The organism is Cobetia sp. D5 (genome assembly GCF_035666195.1).
Classification (GTDB): Bacteria; Pseudomonadota; Gammaproteobacteria; order Pseudomonadales; family Halomonadaceae; genus Cobetia; species Cobetia amphilecti.
In genome coordinates this window covers 789,008-806,035 of record NZ_CP142020.1, presented here as the reverse complement: position 1 = coordinate 806,035, position 17,028 = coordinate 789,008, and the positions used below count along the sequence as shown (strand labels likewise).

At 64.9% G+C, this 17,028-nt stretch carries 13 protein-coding genes; 4 read left to right on the top strand and 9 right to left on the bottom strand.

Annotation, left to right across the window (positions count from 1 at the left end; all coding sequences use genetic code 11):
* Positions 1 to 57 precede the first annotated feature (57 nt).
* The 8 genes from tldD to U0O11_RS03350 all read right to left on the bottom strand — a co-directional run bounded on the left by tldD (position 58) and on the right by U0O11_RS03350 (position 11,010).
* Positions 58 to 1,518, bottom strand: a complete 1,461-nt coding sequence (gene tldD, locus U0O11_RS03385; protein ID WP_324691669.1) for a metalloprotease TldD — start codon at positions 1,516 to 1,518, stop codon at positions 58 to 60.
* Positions 1,515 to 5,813, bottom strand: a complete 4,299-nt coding sequence (locus U0O11_RS03380) for a YhdP family phospholipid transporter (protein WP_324691667.1) — start codon at positions 5,811 to 5,813, stop codon at positions 1,515 to 1,517. The genes tldD and U0O11_RS03380 overlap by 4 nt, the downstream gene beginning before the upstream one ends.
* Before the next feature lie 80 nt (positions 5,814 to 5,893).
* Positions 5,894 to 7,357 (bottom strand): ribonuclease G, encoded by a 1,464-nt coding sequence (rng, locus tag U0O11_RS03375; protein ID WP_043332570.1) that lies wholly within the window; start codon positions 7,355 to 7,357, stop codon positions 5,894 to 5,896.
* A gap of 185 nt (positions 7,358 to 7,542) precedes the next feature.
* Positions 7,543 to 8,208, bottom strand: coding sequence for a Maf family protein (locus U0O11_RS03370; RefSeq protein ID WP_225347600.1), 666 nt, complete (start codon positions 8,206 to 8,208; stop codon positions 7,543 to 7,545).
* 61 nt (positions 8,209 to 8,269) lie between these two features.
* Positions 8,270 to 8,419, bottom strand: a complete 150-nt coding sequence (locus U0O11_RS03365) for a hypothetical protein (RefSeq protein WP_225347599.1) — start codon at positions 8,417 to 8,419, stop codon at positions 8,270 to 8,272.
* A gap of 29 nt (positions 8,420 to 8,448) precedes the next feature.
* On the bottom strand, positions 8,449 to 8,931 hold the full coding sequence (gene mreD / locus U0O11_RS03360; protein WP_043332574.1) for a rod shape-determining protein MreD: 483 nt from the start codon (positions 8,929 to 8,931) through the stop codon (positions 8,449 to 8,451).
* The gene (gene mreC, locus U0O11_RS03355; protein WP_263643039.1) at positions 8,931 to 9,908 is read right to left on the bottom strand and encodes a rod shape-determining protein MreC; all 978 of its coding nucleotides are present in this window, start codon (positions 9,906 to 9,908) and stop codon (positions 8,931 to 8,933) included. Before mreC ends, mreD begins: the two co-directional genes overlap by 1 nt.
* A 64-nt stretch (positions 9,909 to 9,972) precedes the next feature.
* Positions 9,973 to 11,010 (bottom strand): rod shape-determining protein, encoded by a 1,038-nt coding sequence (locus tag U0O11_RS03350; RefSeq protein ID WP_043332576.1) that lies wholly within the window; start codon positions 11,008 to 11,010, stop codon positions 9,973 to 9,975.
* A gap of 329 nt (positions 11,011 to 11,339) precedes the next feature.
* Here U0O11_RS03350 and gatC point away from each other — a divergent pair, with 329 nt between their 5' ends.
* The 4 genes from gatC to U0O11_RS03330 all read left to right on the top strand — a co-directional run bounded on the left by gatC (position 11,340) and on the right by U0O11_RS03330 (position 15,407).
* Positions 11,340 to 11,627, top strand: a complete 288-nt coding sequence (gatC, locus tag U0O11_RS03345) for an Asp-tRNA(Asn)/Glu-tRNA(Gln) amidotransferase subunit GatC (RefSeq protein WP_054555110.1) — start codon at positions 11,340 to 11,342, stop codon at positions 11,625 to 11,627.
* 130 nt (positions 11,628 to 11,757) lie between these two features.
* Entirely contained in the window at positions 11,758 to 13,236 is a 1,479-nt protein-coding gene (gene gatA / locus U0O11_RS03340; protein WP_225347597.1) for an Asp-tRNA(Asn)/Glu-tRNA(Gln) amidotransferase subunit GatA, read from the top strand.
* Positions 13,236 to 14,690 carry an Asp-tRNA(Asn)/Glu-tRNA(Gln) amidotransferase subunit GatB gene (gene gatB / locus U0O11_RS03335; protein ID WP_043332582.1) on the top strand — a complete coding sequence of 485 codons (1,455 nt, stop codon included), beginning with the start codon at positions 13,236 to 13,238 and terminating at the stop codon, positions 14,688 to 14,690. The genes gatA and gatB overlap by 1 nt, the downstream gene beginning before the upstream one ends.
* Before the next feature lie 165 nt (positions 14,691 to 14,855).
* Entirely contained in the window at positions 14,856 to 15,407 is a 552-nt protein-coding gene (locus tag U0O11_RS03330) for a cupin domain-containing protein (RefSeq protein ID WP_043332584.1), read from the top strand.
* A gap of 122 nt (positions 15,408 to 15,529) precedes the next feature.
* Here the strand turns inward: U0O11_RS03330 and U0O11_RS03325 are convergent, their stop codons facing one another.
* Positions 15,530 to 17,026, bottom strand: coding sequence for an aldehyde dehydrogenase (locus U0O11_RS03325; RefSeq protein WP_225347596.1), 1,497 nt, complete (start codon positions 17,024 to 17,026; stop codon positions 15,530 to 15,532).
* Positions 17,027 to 17,028 lie beyond the last annotated feature (2 nt).

Genomic DNA, 17,028 nt, shown 5'->3' with positions numbered 1-17,028 from the left:
ATGGCCCTGCCATGGCGGTGTCGTCGTATTCATCGCTTCATTGTGAACGCGACCCGCTCAGGATTGCGTGCCGCCGACCGTCAACTCATCGAGCTTCAGCGTCGGCTGACCGACCCCGACGGGCACGGACTGGCCGTCCTTGCCACACACGCCGACACCGGTATCCAGCTCCAGGTCGTTGCCGATCATCGAGACGTGGCCCATGGCTTCCGGCCCGTTGCCGATCAGGGTCGCGCCCTTGACCGGCGTGGTCACCTTGCCGTCTTCGATCAGATAGGCTTCGCTTGCGGAGAACACGAAACGCCCGGAGGTGATGTCGACCTGGCCACCGCCGAAGCTGACCGCATATATGCCACGCTTGACGCTCTTGATGATCTCCTGCGGGTCGCGATCGCCACCCAGCATGTAGGTATTGGTCATGCGCGGCATCGGCAGGTGCGCGAAGGACTCACGACGCGCATTGCCTGTCGGCGCCATGCCCATCAGGCGGGCATTGAGCTTGTCCTGCATGTAGCCGGTGAGGATGCCATCCTCGATCAGCGGCGTGTACTGCCCCGGGGTGCCTTCATCATCGACGGACAGCGAGCCACGGCGATCGGCCAGGGTCGCGTCATCGACCACGGTGACGCCGCGTGCCGCGACCTGCTCGCCCATGCGGCCCGAGAAGGCAGAGCTGCCCTTGCGGTTGAAGTCACCTTCCAGACCATGACCGACCGCCTCGTGCAGCAGCACGCCCGGCCAGCCATTGCCCAGCACCACCGGCATCTGACCGGCCGGTGCATCGATCGCCTCGAGATTGACCAGCGCCTGACGCACGGCTTCACGCGCGTAACGCTCGGCGACATTCTCATCGCGCAGACGGGTCAGCGGGAAACGACCACCGCCACCGGCACTGCCTCGCTCGCGACGGCCATTGCGCACCGCGATCACGCTGATGTTGAAACGCACCAGCGGACGCAGGTCCGCGGCGAGGGTGCCATCGCTGGCACGCACCATCACCACCTCGTAAAGCGCCGACAGCGAGGCCGACACCTGACTGATGGAGGGGTCAAGGCTGCGCGCGATGCGGTCCGCTTCCTTGAGCATCGCGACCTTGTCCTCGGCGCTCAGGCCATTCAGCGGGTCGATGCCCGCATAGAAGGACGGCGCCTCGGTGATGATCGAGCTTGCGACCGTGCCGCTGCTGCCGCTGCGCGAGATACCCGCCGCAGTCCGGCCAGTGTCGGCAAGCGCGGCGGCGTCAATCTGATTGGAGTACGCGAAGCCGGTCTTTTCCCCCGCCAGTGAGCGTACGCCCACGCCACCATCGATGTTGTAGCTGGCGTCCTTGACGACGCCGTCTTCCAGCACCCAGCTCTCCTGCCAGATACGCTGGAAGTAGAGGTCGGCATAGTCGGTGCCCGGGCCCATGGCATGTGCCAGGCCAGCATCCAGATCATCCAGGCTGAGCCCGCCCGGGGTCAGCAACAGGGCCGCGGCATCGTCGAGCACGCGACCGGAACTCGCATTTTGCGTCATTCGGCACTTTCCAGAGTAATGTTCGGGTCGCCCCAGGGGCCTGATACCCGATAGTGAATTTGCGTCACCTTGTCGATGAAGCGGCCGAAGATCTTGTCGGCCACGAACAGCGCCCCGCCCACGGCGGGTGCGCCTGCCAGCACGGCGGCCAGCGGGAGGTTCTGGCTGACCGGCACCGTGATGGCCATGCGTTGATCAAGGGTACCGCGAAGCAGATCGACCTGCCCGTTGAGTGTCACGGTGGTGGACGGCGCCTCGATACGCAAGGGGCCATCGCTTTCCAGCCGCCCATCGAAGAGCGTCGCTGCGCCGCGCACCTTGTCGAAGGCCGTCCCCTTGTCGGTGACGTCAGAGAAGTCCAGCGACAGCCGGCGCAGCAGGTTATCCACATTGACCAGCCCCAGCAGGCGGGCAGAGGTCGAGCCCAGATTCAGGAAGCGTCCGTCATCCAGCTTGATCTCGACGCGACCATTGGAGCGCGACAGGGCAAAGTCCTGCGGCGCACCGGGCCAGGCCAGCTTGACCTCGGCCCGGGCGCGGTCCGCCTCGATGCCGCGCGGCTGGGAGAGACGCTCGAGCAACCCGCCCAGATCACTGCCATCGGCGGACAGGCGAGCGCGCGTCAGACTGTTGGCGCCGGCATCCTCCCAGGTGATGTTGCCCACCGCGGTGATCTTGCCCAGCGTGATGGAGAGCGGCAACACCACCAGCTGCTGGCTGTCGGCGGTCCAGTCGGCACTGATCGGCCCCAGCTGCTGATCGCGCCAGATGAGGTGTGCCAGACGCAGACTGCCCGCGGGCAGGTCGGCAAGCTCAGCAGGATACGGCGTCGGCTCGATGCCGACATCGATAGCCTCGGTAAAGTTGCCTGGTGCACTGGCAGTCTGCGCCTCCTGCTCGGCATCCGCGGGCCACAGGGCATCGAGATTCAGGGTGTCCAGGTCCAGAATCAGCGGTCGCGCGGCGCCTGACTGCCACACCAGCTCGCCACTGGCGAGCTGACCATCCAGCGTCGCGGCCAGCCCCAGCCCTTGCTGATGCGAGCTCTGGCGCGGCGCGGCCTCCAGCGTCATCGGCCCCGTACACCGGGACTGGATCATCAGGCAATCGGTGGCAACGCGCAGGCGCGACAAGGCACGCAGGGGGTCGCTCTGCTCCGCGTCGCTGCCCTCACCACTCGCGCTGCCATCACCACTCGCGCCACCTTCACCGGAGAGCGCTCCCGCCCACGGCTTCCAGAGCTCGGGGGCGAGGGTCGGCGTGCGCCAGGCGATGTCCCAGCCGGTCTGGGTGGGCCACTGCGGGTCACTCGGCCAACGCTCCAGCCACAGCTGCCCCGTCATCGGCACCGTACTGCCATCGTCACGCGTATTGCCGCCTTTCCAGCGTGCACGGGCGCGATTGTCGAGGCGAACATCGCCGCCACCCTCCGCGAGCCCGATATCCACCGCCAGCGGTGCCGCCTCCTCTCGCGCCTTGCCAAAGGGTGCCGGCAGATTGATGGCGACTCCCTTGAGGTCACTCGAGAGCGCCAGACTGGCGCCGTCATCCGGCAGCATCAGGCGCGCCTGGTAGTTGAACTCGCCGCCCAGCGCACGCGGGGTCTCGCCGTCCTGCAAGGCGGCCCGGGTGTTCTCGGCGGCATCGCCGATCAGGTGCTCGGGCGCGCCCAGCCAGCCCAGCACCGGTGCCAATGGCGCCTTGCCATCGAAGGTGATCGCGCCCTTGCTGTTTGAATCTGCCTGTCCGATGTTGAGCGCCGCCTTGACCGCACCGCCGAACAGCTTGCCGGAGAGGTTGCCGGTCAACTGTTCACGGCGCCCCTCGGGGCGGGATGGGTCATGCACGAACTCGAGCGGCCCGCGAATGCCGTCAACCTCGATGCCCGGCCCCGGGAAGGCCAGCGTCGCCGCCTGGCGCTCGCCGACCTTGCCCGCCGCCGTGATCCGCGTCTGCTCGGCGTCCTCCAGCGGCACGCGGATATCCATCGTCGCATCCACCGAGCCCTTGCCCTGCCATTCGGCGATCAGCGCAGCGGTATCCTCGAGCGGCGCATGCGAGAGCAGATCGAACAGCGCTTCGACGCTGCCGGTCACATCACCCTGAATCTTCAAGGTGCTGTCCTGCATGTCGACGTCGGCCTGACGCACCGCCAGGGGCGCTGCACTGCCCAGCGTCGTGGCCGGCTGAGAGTGCGCCGCCGCGACCGTGGCACTCAGCGTATTGTCATGCAGCGCGAGGTTGCCCTTCACGCCCTCCAGCGCAGGCCAGCCCTCGGCGTAACCGAGTCGCCCGTCCTCGATGGCAAGCTCAAGGTCCATCGAATCGCCGGGGCCATAGCCATTTTCGCCATTGTCGTCATCCCACACCTGGGTGAGATGCAGGCTGCCCTCGGGGACCTGCCCCGCGACATCGCGCGTCAACCACTCGCTCAGCGCCGGGTCCAGCACCTTCATCGGCAACCAGGAGGCCAGCGGAATGCTGCGGGCATCCACATCACGCATCTCGAGATCCAGCTGGAAGCGATCATGGTCCTTTGCGGGAATCTGCAGGCCGAAGCCACCCGTCACATCGGCGCCAGCGCGCTGGATATGCAGGTCATGCCCCGAGACGCTGCTGCCACTGTCATCAACCTTGACCTCGACCACTCCGTCGGCAGCCTCGAGCTGCCAGCCGTCGCCGAAGACCTCAGGGAAGTGGAAGCGCATGCCCGGGTCACCACGAAACGCGATCCGGCTCGCGATGCCGCCTTCATCAAGGCTCTGCGCGGTGACCCAGGCCGCCAGGGGACCGAGCCCCGGAGCGCCCTGCCAGGGTTCCACCTCGGCACCGGTGAGGCCCAGCGCCAGCTTCATGGTCAGCGGGGTATCGAGGCCTATCCCGGCCAGCGACAGGGAGAGGCCGGTGGCCGTGCCACGCGGATCGAGAGACTCGAGCACATCGCCCAGCTCGCCGAGCGCCAGCACATTGCGCCAACGTGCCACCTTTTCCAGATCGAAACTGCTGGTGACCAGCGACACGCTGCCCTCGGCGAGATCCCCCGACAGCGAAATACGCTCGGGCAGGCTGGCAAGCGCCGCGGAGACTTCTGGCGATGTCGCCGCTTGCGGCGTCTGGTCGTCACTATCTGCCACCGGAACGCCTGCCACAGAAGCGTCGGCCGCCGGAGCGCCGGCCGCCGGGGCGTCATCGAGTTGCGTGGCGCCGACCGAGATCTGATTGAGCCAGGCCTGCCAGCGATCACTGCCCGCCAGGTCGCGCAGCCACTGGCCACGCGCATGAATGTCCTTGAGCGCCAGCTGGGCACCATGGTGATCCAGCGTCAGGCGATTGAGATCGAGACGCAGGCGAGCATCTTCCAGTCGCGCGTCACGCCAGCGCGCCCACAGCGTCGCGTTGCCATCGGCATCGCGCAGCATCAGGCTGTCGCGCTCGCCCATCAGGCGCCCGACACTCGCCAGCGCACCGGCGTCCAGCTCCACCTGCAGCTGGGCCGAGTAGTCGGCGAGGCCGTCGTCTCCCGGCAGCACCTCCAGCACGGCGCTGACACCGGCCTGAGGCGATTCCCCGACCCGCAACTGACCTTCCAGATGCGCGCGATCGCCTTCTCCCGACAGCAACAGCTCGGCGGCATTCAGGTTGAGGGTATCGTTGCGACCATGCAGCACCAGGCGCACGTCCTCGAGCCGCACACGCTGACGCGCCAAAAGCGCCAGCCCCTGCTCCGTCTGCGCAAGGCTCATCTGTCCTTCGGGTTCGAGCGCTTCGGGAGGACGCGGCGGCCCCGGCCAGCCCCAGCTGCCATCTTCGCGCTGGTACAGGTGCACGATGACGCCGGTGGCGGTGGCGCGATCAAAGACAGGCGCCAGATGGCGCAGGGAGGAAAGCACATCGAGACGGGTTTCCAGGTGGGACACGCTCAACAGCGGCGCCGCCTGCATCTCGTTGGGTCGAAAGAGGTTGAGACCCGACAGCTTGATGGCCGGATCAAGGTGATCCATGCGGCCTTCAAGCGATGACATCCCCACATTGGAGTGAGTCTGGGTGGCAATGAAGTCACTGATGGACTCACTGCGCGAATCCAACGTGGTCAACCACCAGCGCAGGCCCCCGATCAGGATGGCCAGCACCGCCAGCAGCACCGCGAGCGCCATCAGCAGCCCGCGCGCCCAGCGCCGCCCACGCGAGGGTGGCGCTGGCGTCGCAGCTGACGAAGACGGGGCGTCTTCGACGCCCTCCTGCACCGCCTCTTGCGAGGTAGAACGTGCCGCCTCTGGTGAGGTAGAACGGGTCACTGGTGGTTCTCCGAACAGGACAGACTCACGATGTGGATAACGCGACTCCCGGCATCATCGCAGGCGCGGCGGCTGACAGATCACATGAGCACAATATCGTACTGCTCCTGGGTGTAATGCGCCTCGACCTGGAAGCGGATGGTCTTGCCGATGAAGCTCTCGAGGTCCGCCACAGCTGCGGATTCCTCGTCCAGCAGGCGATCGACCACGTTCTGCGAGGCCAGCACCATGTAGGTATCCGGGCTGTAGGCGCGCTCTTCGCGCATGATCTCGCGGAAGATCTCGTAGCAGACCGTCTCCGGCGTCTTGAGGGTGCCGCGCCCCTGACAGGTCGGGCAGGCCTCGCACAGCACCTGCTCCAGACTCTCGCGCGTGCGCTTGCGCGTCAGCTGCACCAGGCCCAACTCGGTCACGCCGGTCATCTTGTTCTTGGCATGATCACGCTCCAGCGACTTCTCGAGCACGCGCAGCACCTGGCGCTGGTGCTCGGTCTCTTCCATGTCGATGAAGTCGATGATGATGATGCCGCCGAGATTGCGCAGCCGTAGCTGGCGCGCGATGGCGGTCGCCGCCTCGAGATTGGTCTTGAAGATGGTCTCTTCGAGGTTGCGATGACCGACGAACCCCCCGGTGTTGACGTCGATGGTGGTCATCGCCTCGGTCTGGTCGATCACCAGATAGCCGCCACTCTTGAGCTGCACCTTGCGGCCCATCGCCTTGTGCAGCTCATCCTCGACACTGAACAGATCGAAGATCGGCCGCTCGCCGGGGTAATACTCGATGCGCCCTTCCATGTCGGGCATGAACTCGCTGGCGAATTCCTTGAGCCGGATGAAGTTCTCGCGCGAGTCGATGCGCACGCGCTCGATCTCGTCACGCATCACGTCGCGCAGCGTGCGCATGAACAGTGGCAGATCATCATAGATCACGCTGGGCACGGCGGCGGTCAGGCGTCGCTCGCTGACCTTGCGCCACAGGCGCAGCAGGAAGTGCATGTCCTGCTTGAGCTCGGCCTCGCTGATGCCTTCGGCCGCCGTGCGCAGAATGAAGCCGCCGGGGGCTTCCGGATCCAGCGCCGTCAGGCACTGCTCGGTGAGCTCCTTGAGGCGGTCACGCTCGGCATCGCTCTCGATGCGCTGCGACACGCCGGTATGCGGCGAGTCCGGCATGTAGACCAGATAGCGTGACGGCACCGACAGATGCGTGGTCAGCCGGGCGCCCTTGGTGCCGATGGGGTCCTTGGTGACCTGCACCACCAGTGGCTGGCCTTCGCTGAGCAGCTCGCGGATCGAGAGCTGCTCGTCATGCGGCGTATGCGCCGGCATGACTTCCTGGGCATGGATGAAGGCGGCCCGTTCGAGACCGATGTCGATGAAGGCCGCCTGCATGCCGGGCAACACTCTCACCACCTTGCCACGGTAGATGTTGCCGACGATGCCGCGTCGCCCGCTGCGTTCGATGAAGGCTTCCTGCAGGACACCGTTCTCGACCACCGCCACGCGGGTCTCCATCGGTGTCAGGTTGATCAATACCTCGCCGCTCATAGCGCAAGTCCTTGTAAAGTCGTTGCTTGCGATTATGACATAGCAAGGGAGCCCCCGGCTGTGATCTATCGACTAAGGATTTCCTGCAACGGGTATTTTGTGCCACGCACGCAAGCCATCGTCCTTCGCGATGGCGCTGGAGTGCTGTCTCGACACCCGACTGCCGCAGTGCAGAACATCGCCCGTCAGAGTGGTTGCCACGGCTGAACGCCCGCCTTGCTCAGAAGCTCTGCGGTCTCATGCAGCGGCAGCCCGACCACGGCGCTGTAACTGCCCTCGAGATGACTGACGAAGACGGCGCCGAGCCCTTGGATGGCGTAGCCACCTGCCTTGTCAGCCGGCTCACCGGTCGCCCAGTAGCGTGCGGCCTCCTCTGGGGTGATGGTGCGGAAAGTCACGCGGCTCTCGACCAGCTCGCTCGCGCAGCGCATGTCGCGCCCGGCGTCGCCATGACACAGCGCCACGCCACTGAGCACCTGATGGCTGCGCCCCGACAGGCTGAGCAGCATCGCGCGCGCGTCAGCCTCATCGCGGGGCTTGCCGAGAATGCGTCCATCCAGTGCCAGCGCGGTATCCGCGCCGAGCACTCGCCACCCCGCCGTCTGGCCTGCCGTCCGCTGCGCCAGGGCCGCGAAACCGGCCTGCGCCTTCTCCCGCGCCAGCCGCAGCACGTAATGCTCCGGCGACTCATTGGCCTGCGGCGTCTCATCGATATCCACCGGCGCCACCTCACATTGGATGCCGATACTGGCCAGCAGATCGCGTCGACGCGGCGATCCCGAAGCGAGAATCAATTCCGCTTGAGCAGCGCCCTGTTGATCAGTGCCCTGTTGAGCAACGCCCTGAGACATCACTTTGCGCTGCGTCGCGGCGTCAGAGTTCGCAAAGAGTGAGGAAGTGGGGCTTTCAGTGTCAGATGTGGATGGCCTGGAAGTGGATGGCCTGGAAGTGGATGACCTTGAACTGGATGACCTTGAACTGGATGACATGGAAGACCTCGTGAAGAGAAACATGGCTGACAAGTACCAGAAAGCCGCCCGTAGGCGGCTTTTGGAAGCTCATAAGAAGCGCTAGCGACGTGCCAGTGGCACTCAGGCCGCGACCCGCCGACGCAGCATCTGCAGCAGGGTATAGAGCCACGGCCACAATGCGCCGCCGATGACCGCCGAGAGCAGGAACGACAGGCTGACGGGGCCGGCACCGAACAGACTGCGCAGCCATTGATCCAGCAACTGCGCGATGCCCAGCACCACGATTACCAGCAACGCCTGCTGCAACAGCGAGTAGGCGCGAATGCGCTGATAGAGCAGCACACCCATGAAGGCCGTCAGCGACAGTACCAGGGCGTTGTGCCCCAGCGGTGCGCCCTGCAGGACATCCAGCGCCAGCCCGAACAGGAAGCCGTGGAAGACACCGACACTCTGCGGCGAGACGATGCACCAGTAGACCAGCATCAGGCCCAGCCACTGGGGCCGCCAGATCAGCCATACATCCGGCAATGGCATGACCTGCAGACACAGCGCCAGCAGCAGCGAGAACCAGCACAGCAAGGTGGTCTGGGGACGAAAGGCCATCAGTTGTTCTCCCCGGCAGCATCGGTGGGTGCCTGAGCGTCTGCCGCATCCTCGGCGGAGCCTTGCGCGGCGTCGTCACCCTCGGGCCTGGGCGCCGCCAGGTTGTCACGCGGCAACTCATCGAGACTGTCATCGACATACAGGTTGTCGGTATCCACCGGTGGCGGCATCTGGATCAGGAAGTTGCGCGAGCGCTCCAGCTGCGCGATGGGCTCGGCACTCACGCGGGCAAACGGCTTGCCGGGATCATGATAGACCTCGGTAACACGTGCCACCGGCAAGCCGCGCGGAAAGCGCAGCGCCAGTCCGGAAGTCACCAGCAGATCACCGACACGAATGTCAGCGGTGTCCGGCACATGCAGCACATCGACCTGATCGATCTTGCCACTGCCCTGGGCGATGAAGCGCAGGCCATTGCGATTGATCTCCACCGGCACGGCGTGACTGGCATCACTGATCATCAGCACGCGACTGTTGTAGGCCGAGGTGGAGATGACCTGGCCGACGAGGCCATAGGCATCGAGTACCGGCAAGCCAATGCGCACGCCATCCTGCTCGCCGCGGTCCACCACCATGCGGTGGGAGAACGGGTCAGCATCGAGGGTCAGCAACTGGGAGGTGATATAGGGGATGTCGCTACGCTGCCCGGCATTGAGCAATTCGCGCAAGCGCGTATTCTCGGAGGCCAGGCTCGCCATGCGTTGCACACGGCTGGACAGATTGAGCAGCTGTTCGCGCAGCGCGCGATTTTCGTCGGCCAGCTCCTGCTGGTCGGCAAACACCAGCGCGCCCCAGCTGATGCCTTCCGTCGGCAAGCTGACGACCCACTGCACGGGCGATACCAGCGTCGCCATGCTGGCGCGCACATCGACCATCCAGCTGAAGCGATCTTCGGCAAACATCAGCGCGAGTGACAGCACCGCGCACAACAGCATGCGGTAGCCGGGCACGGGGCCACGCGTGAACAGGGGTTTGATAGCACTTCCTCCGACAGGCCGGGACCAGCCGTACAGCACACAGCATGCCCGGCCCCGGACGAGGTCAATCGCTCGACAGCAGCTCGAAGGTGTGCTGATCGATCATTTCCAGCGCCTTGCCACCGCCACGCGCCACGCAGGTCAGCGGGTCTTCGGCGATGATCACCGGCAGGCCCGTCTCTTCCGCGATCAACTTGTCGATGTCACGCAGCAGCGCACCACCACCGGTCAGCACCAGGCCGCGCTCGGCGATGTCGGAGGCCAGCTCAGGCGGAGACTGCTCGAGCGCGCTCTTGACCACCGAGACGATGGCCGCCAGCGGTTCCTGCAGCGCATCGAGAATCTCATGGGAGTTGAGCGTGAAGGAACGCGGAATGCCCTCGGCCAGGTTGCGGCCGCGCACGTCGATCTCGCGCAGCTCGCCACCCGGGTAGGCACAACCGATCTCTTCCTTGATGCGCTCGGCCGTCGCCTCACCGATCAGGCTGCCGTAATGGCGACGCACATAGGAGGTGATGGCTTCGTCGAAGCGGTCACCGCCGATACGCACGGATTCGGAATAGACCACGCCGTTGAGCGAGATGATGGCGATTTCAGTGGTACCACCACCGATATCGACCACCATGGAGCCCATCGCCTCTTCCACCGGCAGGCCCGCACCGATCGCGGCAGCCATCGGCTCCTCGATCAGGTAAACCTCACGCGCGCCGGCCCCTTCGGCCGATTCCTTGATGGCGCGACGCTCGACCTGGGTCGACATGCACGGCACACACACCAGCACACGAGGGCTGGGTGTCAGGAAGGTGCTCTGATGCACCTTGCGGATGAAATGCTGGAGCATCTGTTCGGTAACGGTGAAGTCGGCGATGACGCCGTCCTTCATCGGACGGATGGCCGTGATATTGCCGGGGGTACGCCCCAGCATGCGCTTGGCATCGGCACCGACGGCCGCCACACTGCGGGCATTCCCGGACTGGCGAATGGCCACGACTGAGGGCTCGTCGAGCACGATACCGCGACCGCGCACATAAATAAGCGTGTTGGCAGTACCCAGATCGATCGACAGATCGCTCGAGAACAGCCCACGTAAACGTTTAAACATGGAAGTTGATCACCTAGTCCAGACCGGAACCCTGTGCAGACGCGAACGGTACCATTGCCACCCCATGGCGGCAAGCTGACACGCCTGCCAGAGCGACGCAGATGTGGTACATTTCACGCCGAATCACACTGTAACGGCGCATTCGGCGACAGATTGCTCCATCGCTGCAAAGCGCGCTGTTTTACAGGGTAACGGGCATCGGGTTTGCCGGGACACCACAATTTTCGAATTCGGCTTTTCGCGCTCGTCGCGCCAATCCGATTCCGCGTGGTCGTCTCCGACTCCTGCCGTCACCTCAAGCCTCTCGAAGCCAAGACAGGGAAACTTCAATGGCCCTTGAACATTCAGATGTGCTGCGTGCCGCTCACCTCGCACGCCTGGGTCTTGCCTCGCAGGATGCCGAAGCCTACGTCGAGGATCTCGACCGGATTCTCGCCATGGTCGACCAGCTGCAACAGGTCGATACCGACGGCGTCGCACCGCTGGCACACCCGCTGGAAGCCACGCAACGCCTGCGCGCGGACGAAGTCACCGAATCGAATCAGCGCGAGCGTTTTCAGCAGGTGGCCCCGGCCACAGAGCAGGGTCTGTATCTGGTTCCGCGCGTCGTCGAGTGATCTCGCCTGGCAGGTCGCTCACGCATCGTGACCGGCTGCCATCGGATACCACGTCACGCGGCACGCCCCGTCCGCCCCGGAATTTCTGCGGACGATGCCCGGCGCATCGTCTGCACTGATGGAATCGAACATGTCATCGTCCATTGCACTACATGACAAGACGCTCAGTGAGCTGGCGCAAGGCCTGGAGGCCGGCGAATACACCAGCCGCGAGCTGACGGAAGCCTTCCTGGCCCGTATCGAACGCCTCGACGGCGAGCTCAACAGCTACATCACCTTGTGCCGCGAAGACGCGCTGCGTGATGCGGATGCCGCCGATGCGCGCCGTGCCGCTGGCAATGCCGCCGCGCTGACCGGCGTGCCGATGGCCATCAAGGACATCTTCTGCACCGAAGGTGTGCGCACCAGCTGCGGCTCGAAGATGCTCGACAACTTCGTCGCGCCCTACGACGCCACCGTGATCGAGAAGCTCAAGGCCGAAGGCGTGGTGATTCTCGGCAAGACCAACCTCGATGAGTTCGCGATGGGCTCCTCGAACGAGAACAGCCACTACGGCGCCGTCAAGAACCCGTGGGACCTGTCCGCCGTGCCGGGTGGCAGCTCCGGCGGCAGTGCCGCCGCCGTCGCCGCTGGCCTTGCGCCGGCCGCCCTGGGCACCGACACCGGCGGTTCCATCCGCCAGCCGGCCGCCTTCTGTGGCATCACCGGCCTCAAGCCGACCTACGGTCGCGTCTCGCGCTACGGCATGATCGCCTACGCCTCCAGCCTCGATCAGGGCGGCCCGATGGCCCGCTCCGCCGAAGACTGCGCGCGCCTGATGAACGTGATCGCCGGCGCCGACCCGCGCGACTCCACCAGCGTGGTGCGTGGCGTGCCGGATTACGTCGAAGGGCTGGACTACAACCTCAAGGGCCTGAAGATCGGCCTGCCGAAGGAATACTTCGGCGAAGGCCTGTCCGAGGAAGTCGAAGCCTCCGTGCGTGCCGCGATCAAGGTCTTCGAGGATGCCGGTGCCAGCGTGCAGGAAATCTCGCTGCCGCATACCCACCTGGCCATCCCGACCTACTACGTGATCGCACCGGCCGAGGCCTCCTCCAACCTGTCGCGTTATGACGGCGTGCGCTTCGGCCATCGCTGCAAGGACCCGCAGGACCTGGAAGACCTCTACAAGCGCACCCGCGAGGAAGGCTTCGGCGACGAGGTGAAGCGTCGCATCATCATCGGCACGCACACCCTGTCCGAAGGCTTCTTCGATGCCTACTACATCAAGGCCCAGAAGGTGCGTCGCCTGATCCGTCAGGACTTCCTCGATGCCTTCGACCAGGTCGATGTACTGATGGGCCCGGCGGCACCGACCCCGGCGTTCGATCTCGGCGCGCACAAGGACCCGCTGTCCATGTACCTGCAGGATCTCTACACCATCGCCATCAACCTGGCAGGCATTCCGGGCGTCAGCGTGCCGGCCGGCCTGGCAGGCAAGCGCCCGGTGGGTCTGCAGATTCTCGGCCCGCACTTCGGTGAGCAGACCCTGCTGGGCGTCGCGCACCAGTTCCAGCAAATCACCGACTGGCACCGCCAGCGCCCGGAATTCGGACAGGAGCAAGCCTGATGCAATGGGAAGTCGTAATCGGGCTTGAGGTTCACGCTCAGCTCGCCACCCAGTCAAAGATCTTCTCCGGCTCTTCCACCACCTACGGTGCCGAGCCCAACACCCAGGCCAGCGCCGTGGACCTCGGTCTGCCGGGCACCCTGCCGGTGCTCAACGAGCAGGCCGTGGCCATGGCCGTGCGCTTCGGCCTCGCCGTCGATGCCGCCGTTGCCGGCCGTTCGGTGTTCGAACGCAAGAACTACTTCTACCCGGATCTGCCCAAGGGCTACCAGACCAGCCAGATGGATCAGCCCATCGTCGGTCCTGGCGTGCTCGAGATCCTGCTGGAAGATGGCACGCGCAAGTCGATCCGCATCCACCACGCCCACCTCGAGGAAGATGCCGGCAAATCGCTGCACGAAGACTTCCAGGGCATGACCGGCATCGACCTCAACCGTGCCGGCACGCCGCTGCTGGAAATCGTCTCCGAGCCTGACATGCGTTCCGCCAAGGAAGCGGTGGCCTACGTGAAGGCGATCCACGCCATCGTCACCTACCTGGGCATCTCCGACGGCAACATGGCCGAAGGTTCCCTGCGTTGCGACGTCAACGTCTCGGTGCGCCCCAAGGGCCAGGAAGCCTTCGGCACCCGCGCGGAGATCAAGAACGTCAACTCCTTCCGCTTCATCGAGCGCGCCATCCACTTCGAGGTGGAGCGTCAGATCGAGCTGATCGAGGACGGCGGCAAGGTCGTACAGGAAACCCGCCTGTATGATCCGGACGCCGACGAGACGCGCAGCATGCGCACCAAGGAAGAAGCCAACGATTACCGCTACTTCCCGTGCCCGGACCTGCTGCCGGTGGAAGTGGACGAGGCCTACATCGAACACCTGCGCCAGACCCTGCCGGAACTGCCGGCCGAGAAACGCGCGCGCTTCGAAAGCGAACTGGGCCTGTCCGCCTATGACGCCAGCGTGCTGTCCGCCAGCCGCGAGATGGCCGACTTCTTCGAGGAAGTGAAGGATGTCTGCGGCGACGCCAAGCAGGCCGCCAACTGGGTGCAGGGCGAGCTGGCCGGTCGCCTCAACAAGGAAAACCTCGACATCACCGTCAGCCCGGTCTCCGCGGCCCAGCTGGGTGGCCTGATCAAGCGCATCGTCGATGAGACCATCAACGGCAAGGCCGCCAAGCAGGTGTTCGCCGCGCTGTGGGATGGCGAAGGCAAGAGTGCCGACGAGATCATCGAGTCGCGCGGCCTCAAGCAGGTCACCGACACCGGTGCCATCGAAGCCGTGGTCGATCAGGTGATCGCCGACAACCCGGCCCAGGTGACCCAGTATCAGGAAGCCGAGCCGGACAAGCGTGGCAAGATGATCGGCTTCTTCGTTGGTCAGGTGATGAAGGCCTCGCGCGGCACCGCCAATCCGCAACAGGTCAACAAGGTGCTGAAAGACAAGCTGGATAGCCTCAGCTGATCGCGTTGTCGATGATCAGGACAGCGCCGGCTCTGATGCCGATGCCCCTGATCTCGACCACCAGCACGTGAACGACGGCCAGTCGCGGAGCTCCGTGGCTGGCCGTCGTCGGTCTGGAAGGGCTTGCCCCTCTCCTCAACTCGTCGCGACATGAAGGATGTTCTGATGGCAGATGATGTCGGTGCCCGCCTGCGGGCATTGCGTACCTTGCGTGGCATCTCGCAACGCGAGCTGGCCAAGCGCTGCGGTGTGACACACTCGAGCCTGTCACTGATCGAACAGGGCAAGGTCAGCCCGTCGGTGAGTTCACTGTCGAAGATTCTCGCCGCCATTCCCATGAGTGTCGGCGACTTCTTCACCATGGAGCTCGAGAACACCGCCAAGGTGTTCTACAGCGAGGAGGAGCTGATCAACGTCGGCAGCGGCGATGTCATCTTCAAGCTGGTGGGCGCCAAGCGGCGTGACCGCGCCCTGTCGTTCATGATCGAGACCTACCCGCCCGTCACTGACACTGGCCGCGAGATGATCACCCATCAGGGTGAGGAAGCGGGCGTGGTCATCGAGGGCGAGATAGAGATCACCATCGGTGGCGACACGCGGGTATTGAAGGCGGGCGACGCCTACTACTTCGATACCAACGTGCCGCATCGCTTCCGCAACATCGGTGATGTCGAGTGTCGCCTGGTCAGCTGCGCGACGCCGGCGCGGATGTTCTAGCCCTTGTGGCGAAGGCAAGCAAGAAGAGGCCACGCAATCGCGTGGCCTCTTCTTTCTCCGCAAGCCCCTGAGTTCACGGGGGCCTACACAGCTCATTTCATTTCAGTTCAGCGCATTCCAATTCAGCTCAGCTCGATCCAGACACTCTTGAGCTGGGTGTACTCCGCCAGCGAGTGATGTGACTTGTCACGGCCGTTGCCGGACTGCTTCACCCCACCGAAGGGCATGGTCTGATCGCCCCCCGCCCAGTTGTTGACAAAGACCTGACCGGATTCGAGACGATGCGTCACGCGCATGATGCGATCGATGTCCTGACTCCACACCCCTGCCGCCAACCCGAAGTCACTGTCATTGGCCAACGCCAGCGCTTCGTCTTCGGTCTCGAAGCCGAACACGGACAGCACCGGGCCGAAGATTTCCTCGCAGCCGATCGCCATCTGTGGCGTGACGCCATCGAAGACCACAGGACGAATGAAGAGTCCGGACCCTTCGACCTCCTCACCGCCGGCGCGCAGTGCCGCGCCCTCCTCGACACCCTGGCGGATATAGCCCATCACGCGCTCATATTGGGTACTGTCGACCATCGCGCCCATGAAGCTTGCCGGGTCCAGCGGGTCGCCCGGCTGCATGCGCTCGGCAGCCGCGACCACCTTGGCGACGAAGGCATCACGGATCGAGTTCTCCACCAGCAGACGTGAACCCGCGATACAGACCTCGCCCTGGTTGTAGAAGATGGCGGCAGCGGCACTTTCGGCGACGCGATCCAGATTGGCGCAATCGGCGAAGACGATGTTGGGGCTCTTGCCGCCACACTCCAGGAACACCCGCTTCAGATTCGACTGCCCGGCATACTGCATCAATTGCTTGCCGACGGCGGTGGAGCCGGTGAAGGCCAGGCATTCGACGTCCATCGACAGCGCCAGTGCACGCCCGACGGTATGCCCGAAGCCCGGCAGCACCTGGAAGACGCCGCTCGGGATACCGGCCTCACGCGCCAGCTGCGCCAGACGCAGCGCCGACAGCGGTGACTTCTCCGACGGTTTGAGGATGACGCTGTTGCCCGCCGCCAACGCCGGGGCGATCTTCCACGCCGTCATCATCAGCGGGAAGTTCCACGGCACGATGGAGGCCACCACGCCCAGCGGTTCGCGCAGCACCATGCCCAGCGCCTGCTGACCGGTCGGGGCGACCTCACCGTAAAGCTTGTCGATGGACTCGGCCTGGTGGCGGATCGAGCCGATCGCCCCGGCCATGTCGTTCAGCGCGCTGGTGACCGGCTTGCCCATGTCGAGGCTATCCAGCAACGCCAGCTCATCCTGATGGGCTTCCATCAGCTCGGCGAGTCTGAGCAACACCTGCTTGCGCCGGGTCGGGGCCATGCGCGACCAGACACCGCTCTTGAAGGCGGCACGCGCATGACGAATGGCGATCTCGGCATCGGCGCTGTCACAGCTGGCGACCATCGCCAGCCGCTCACCGGTGGCCGGGTTGAGGCTCTCGAAAGTCTCGCCGCTGACCGCCGGCACGAATTCGTCATTGATGAAGGCATTGCCTTGCAACTGCGGGGTCAGGCGGGCGGCCAGCGCCTGCCATTCGGCCAATGTCTGAGGACGGCTCATGA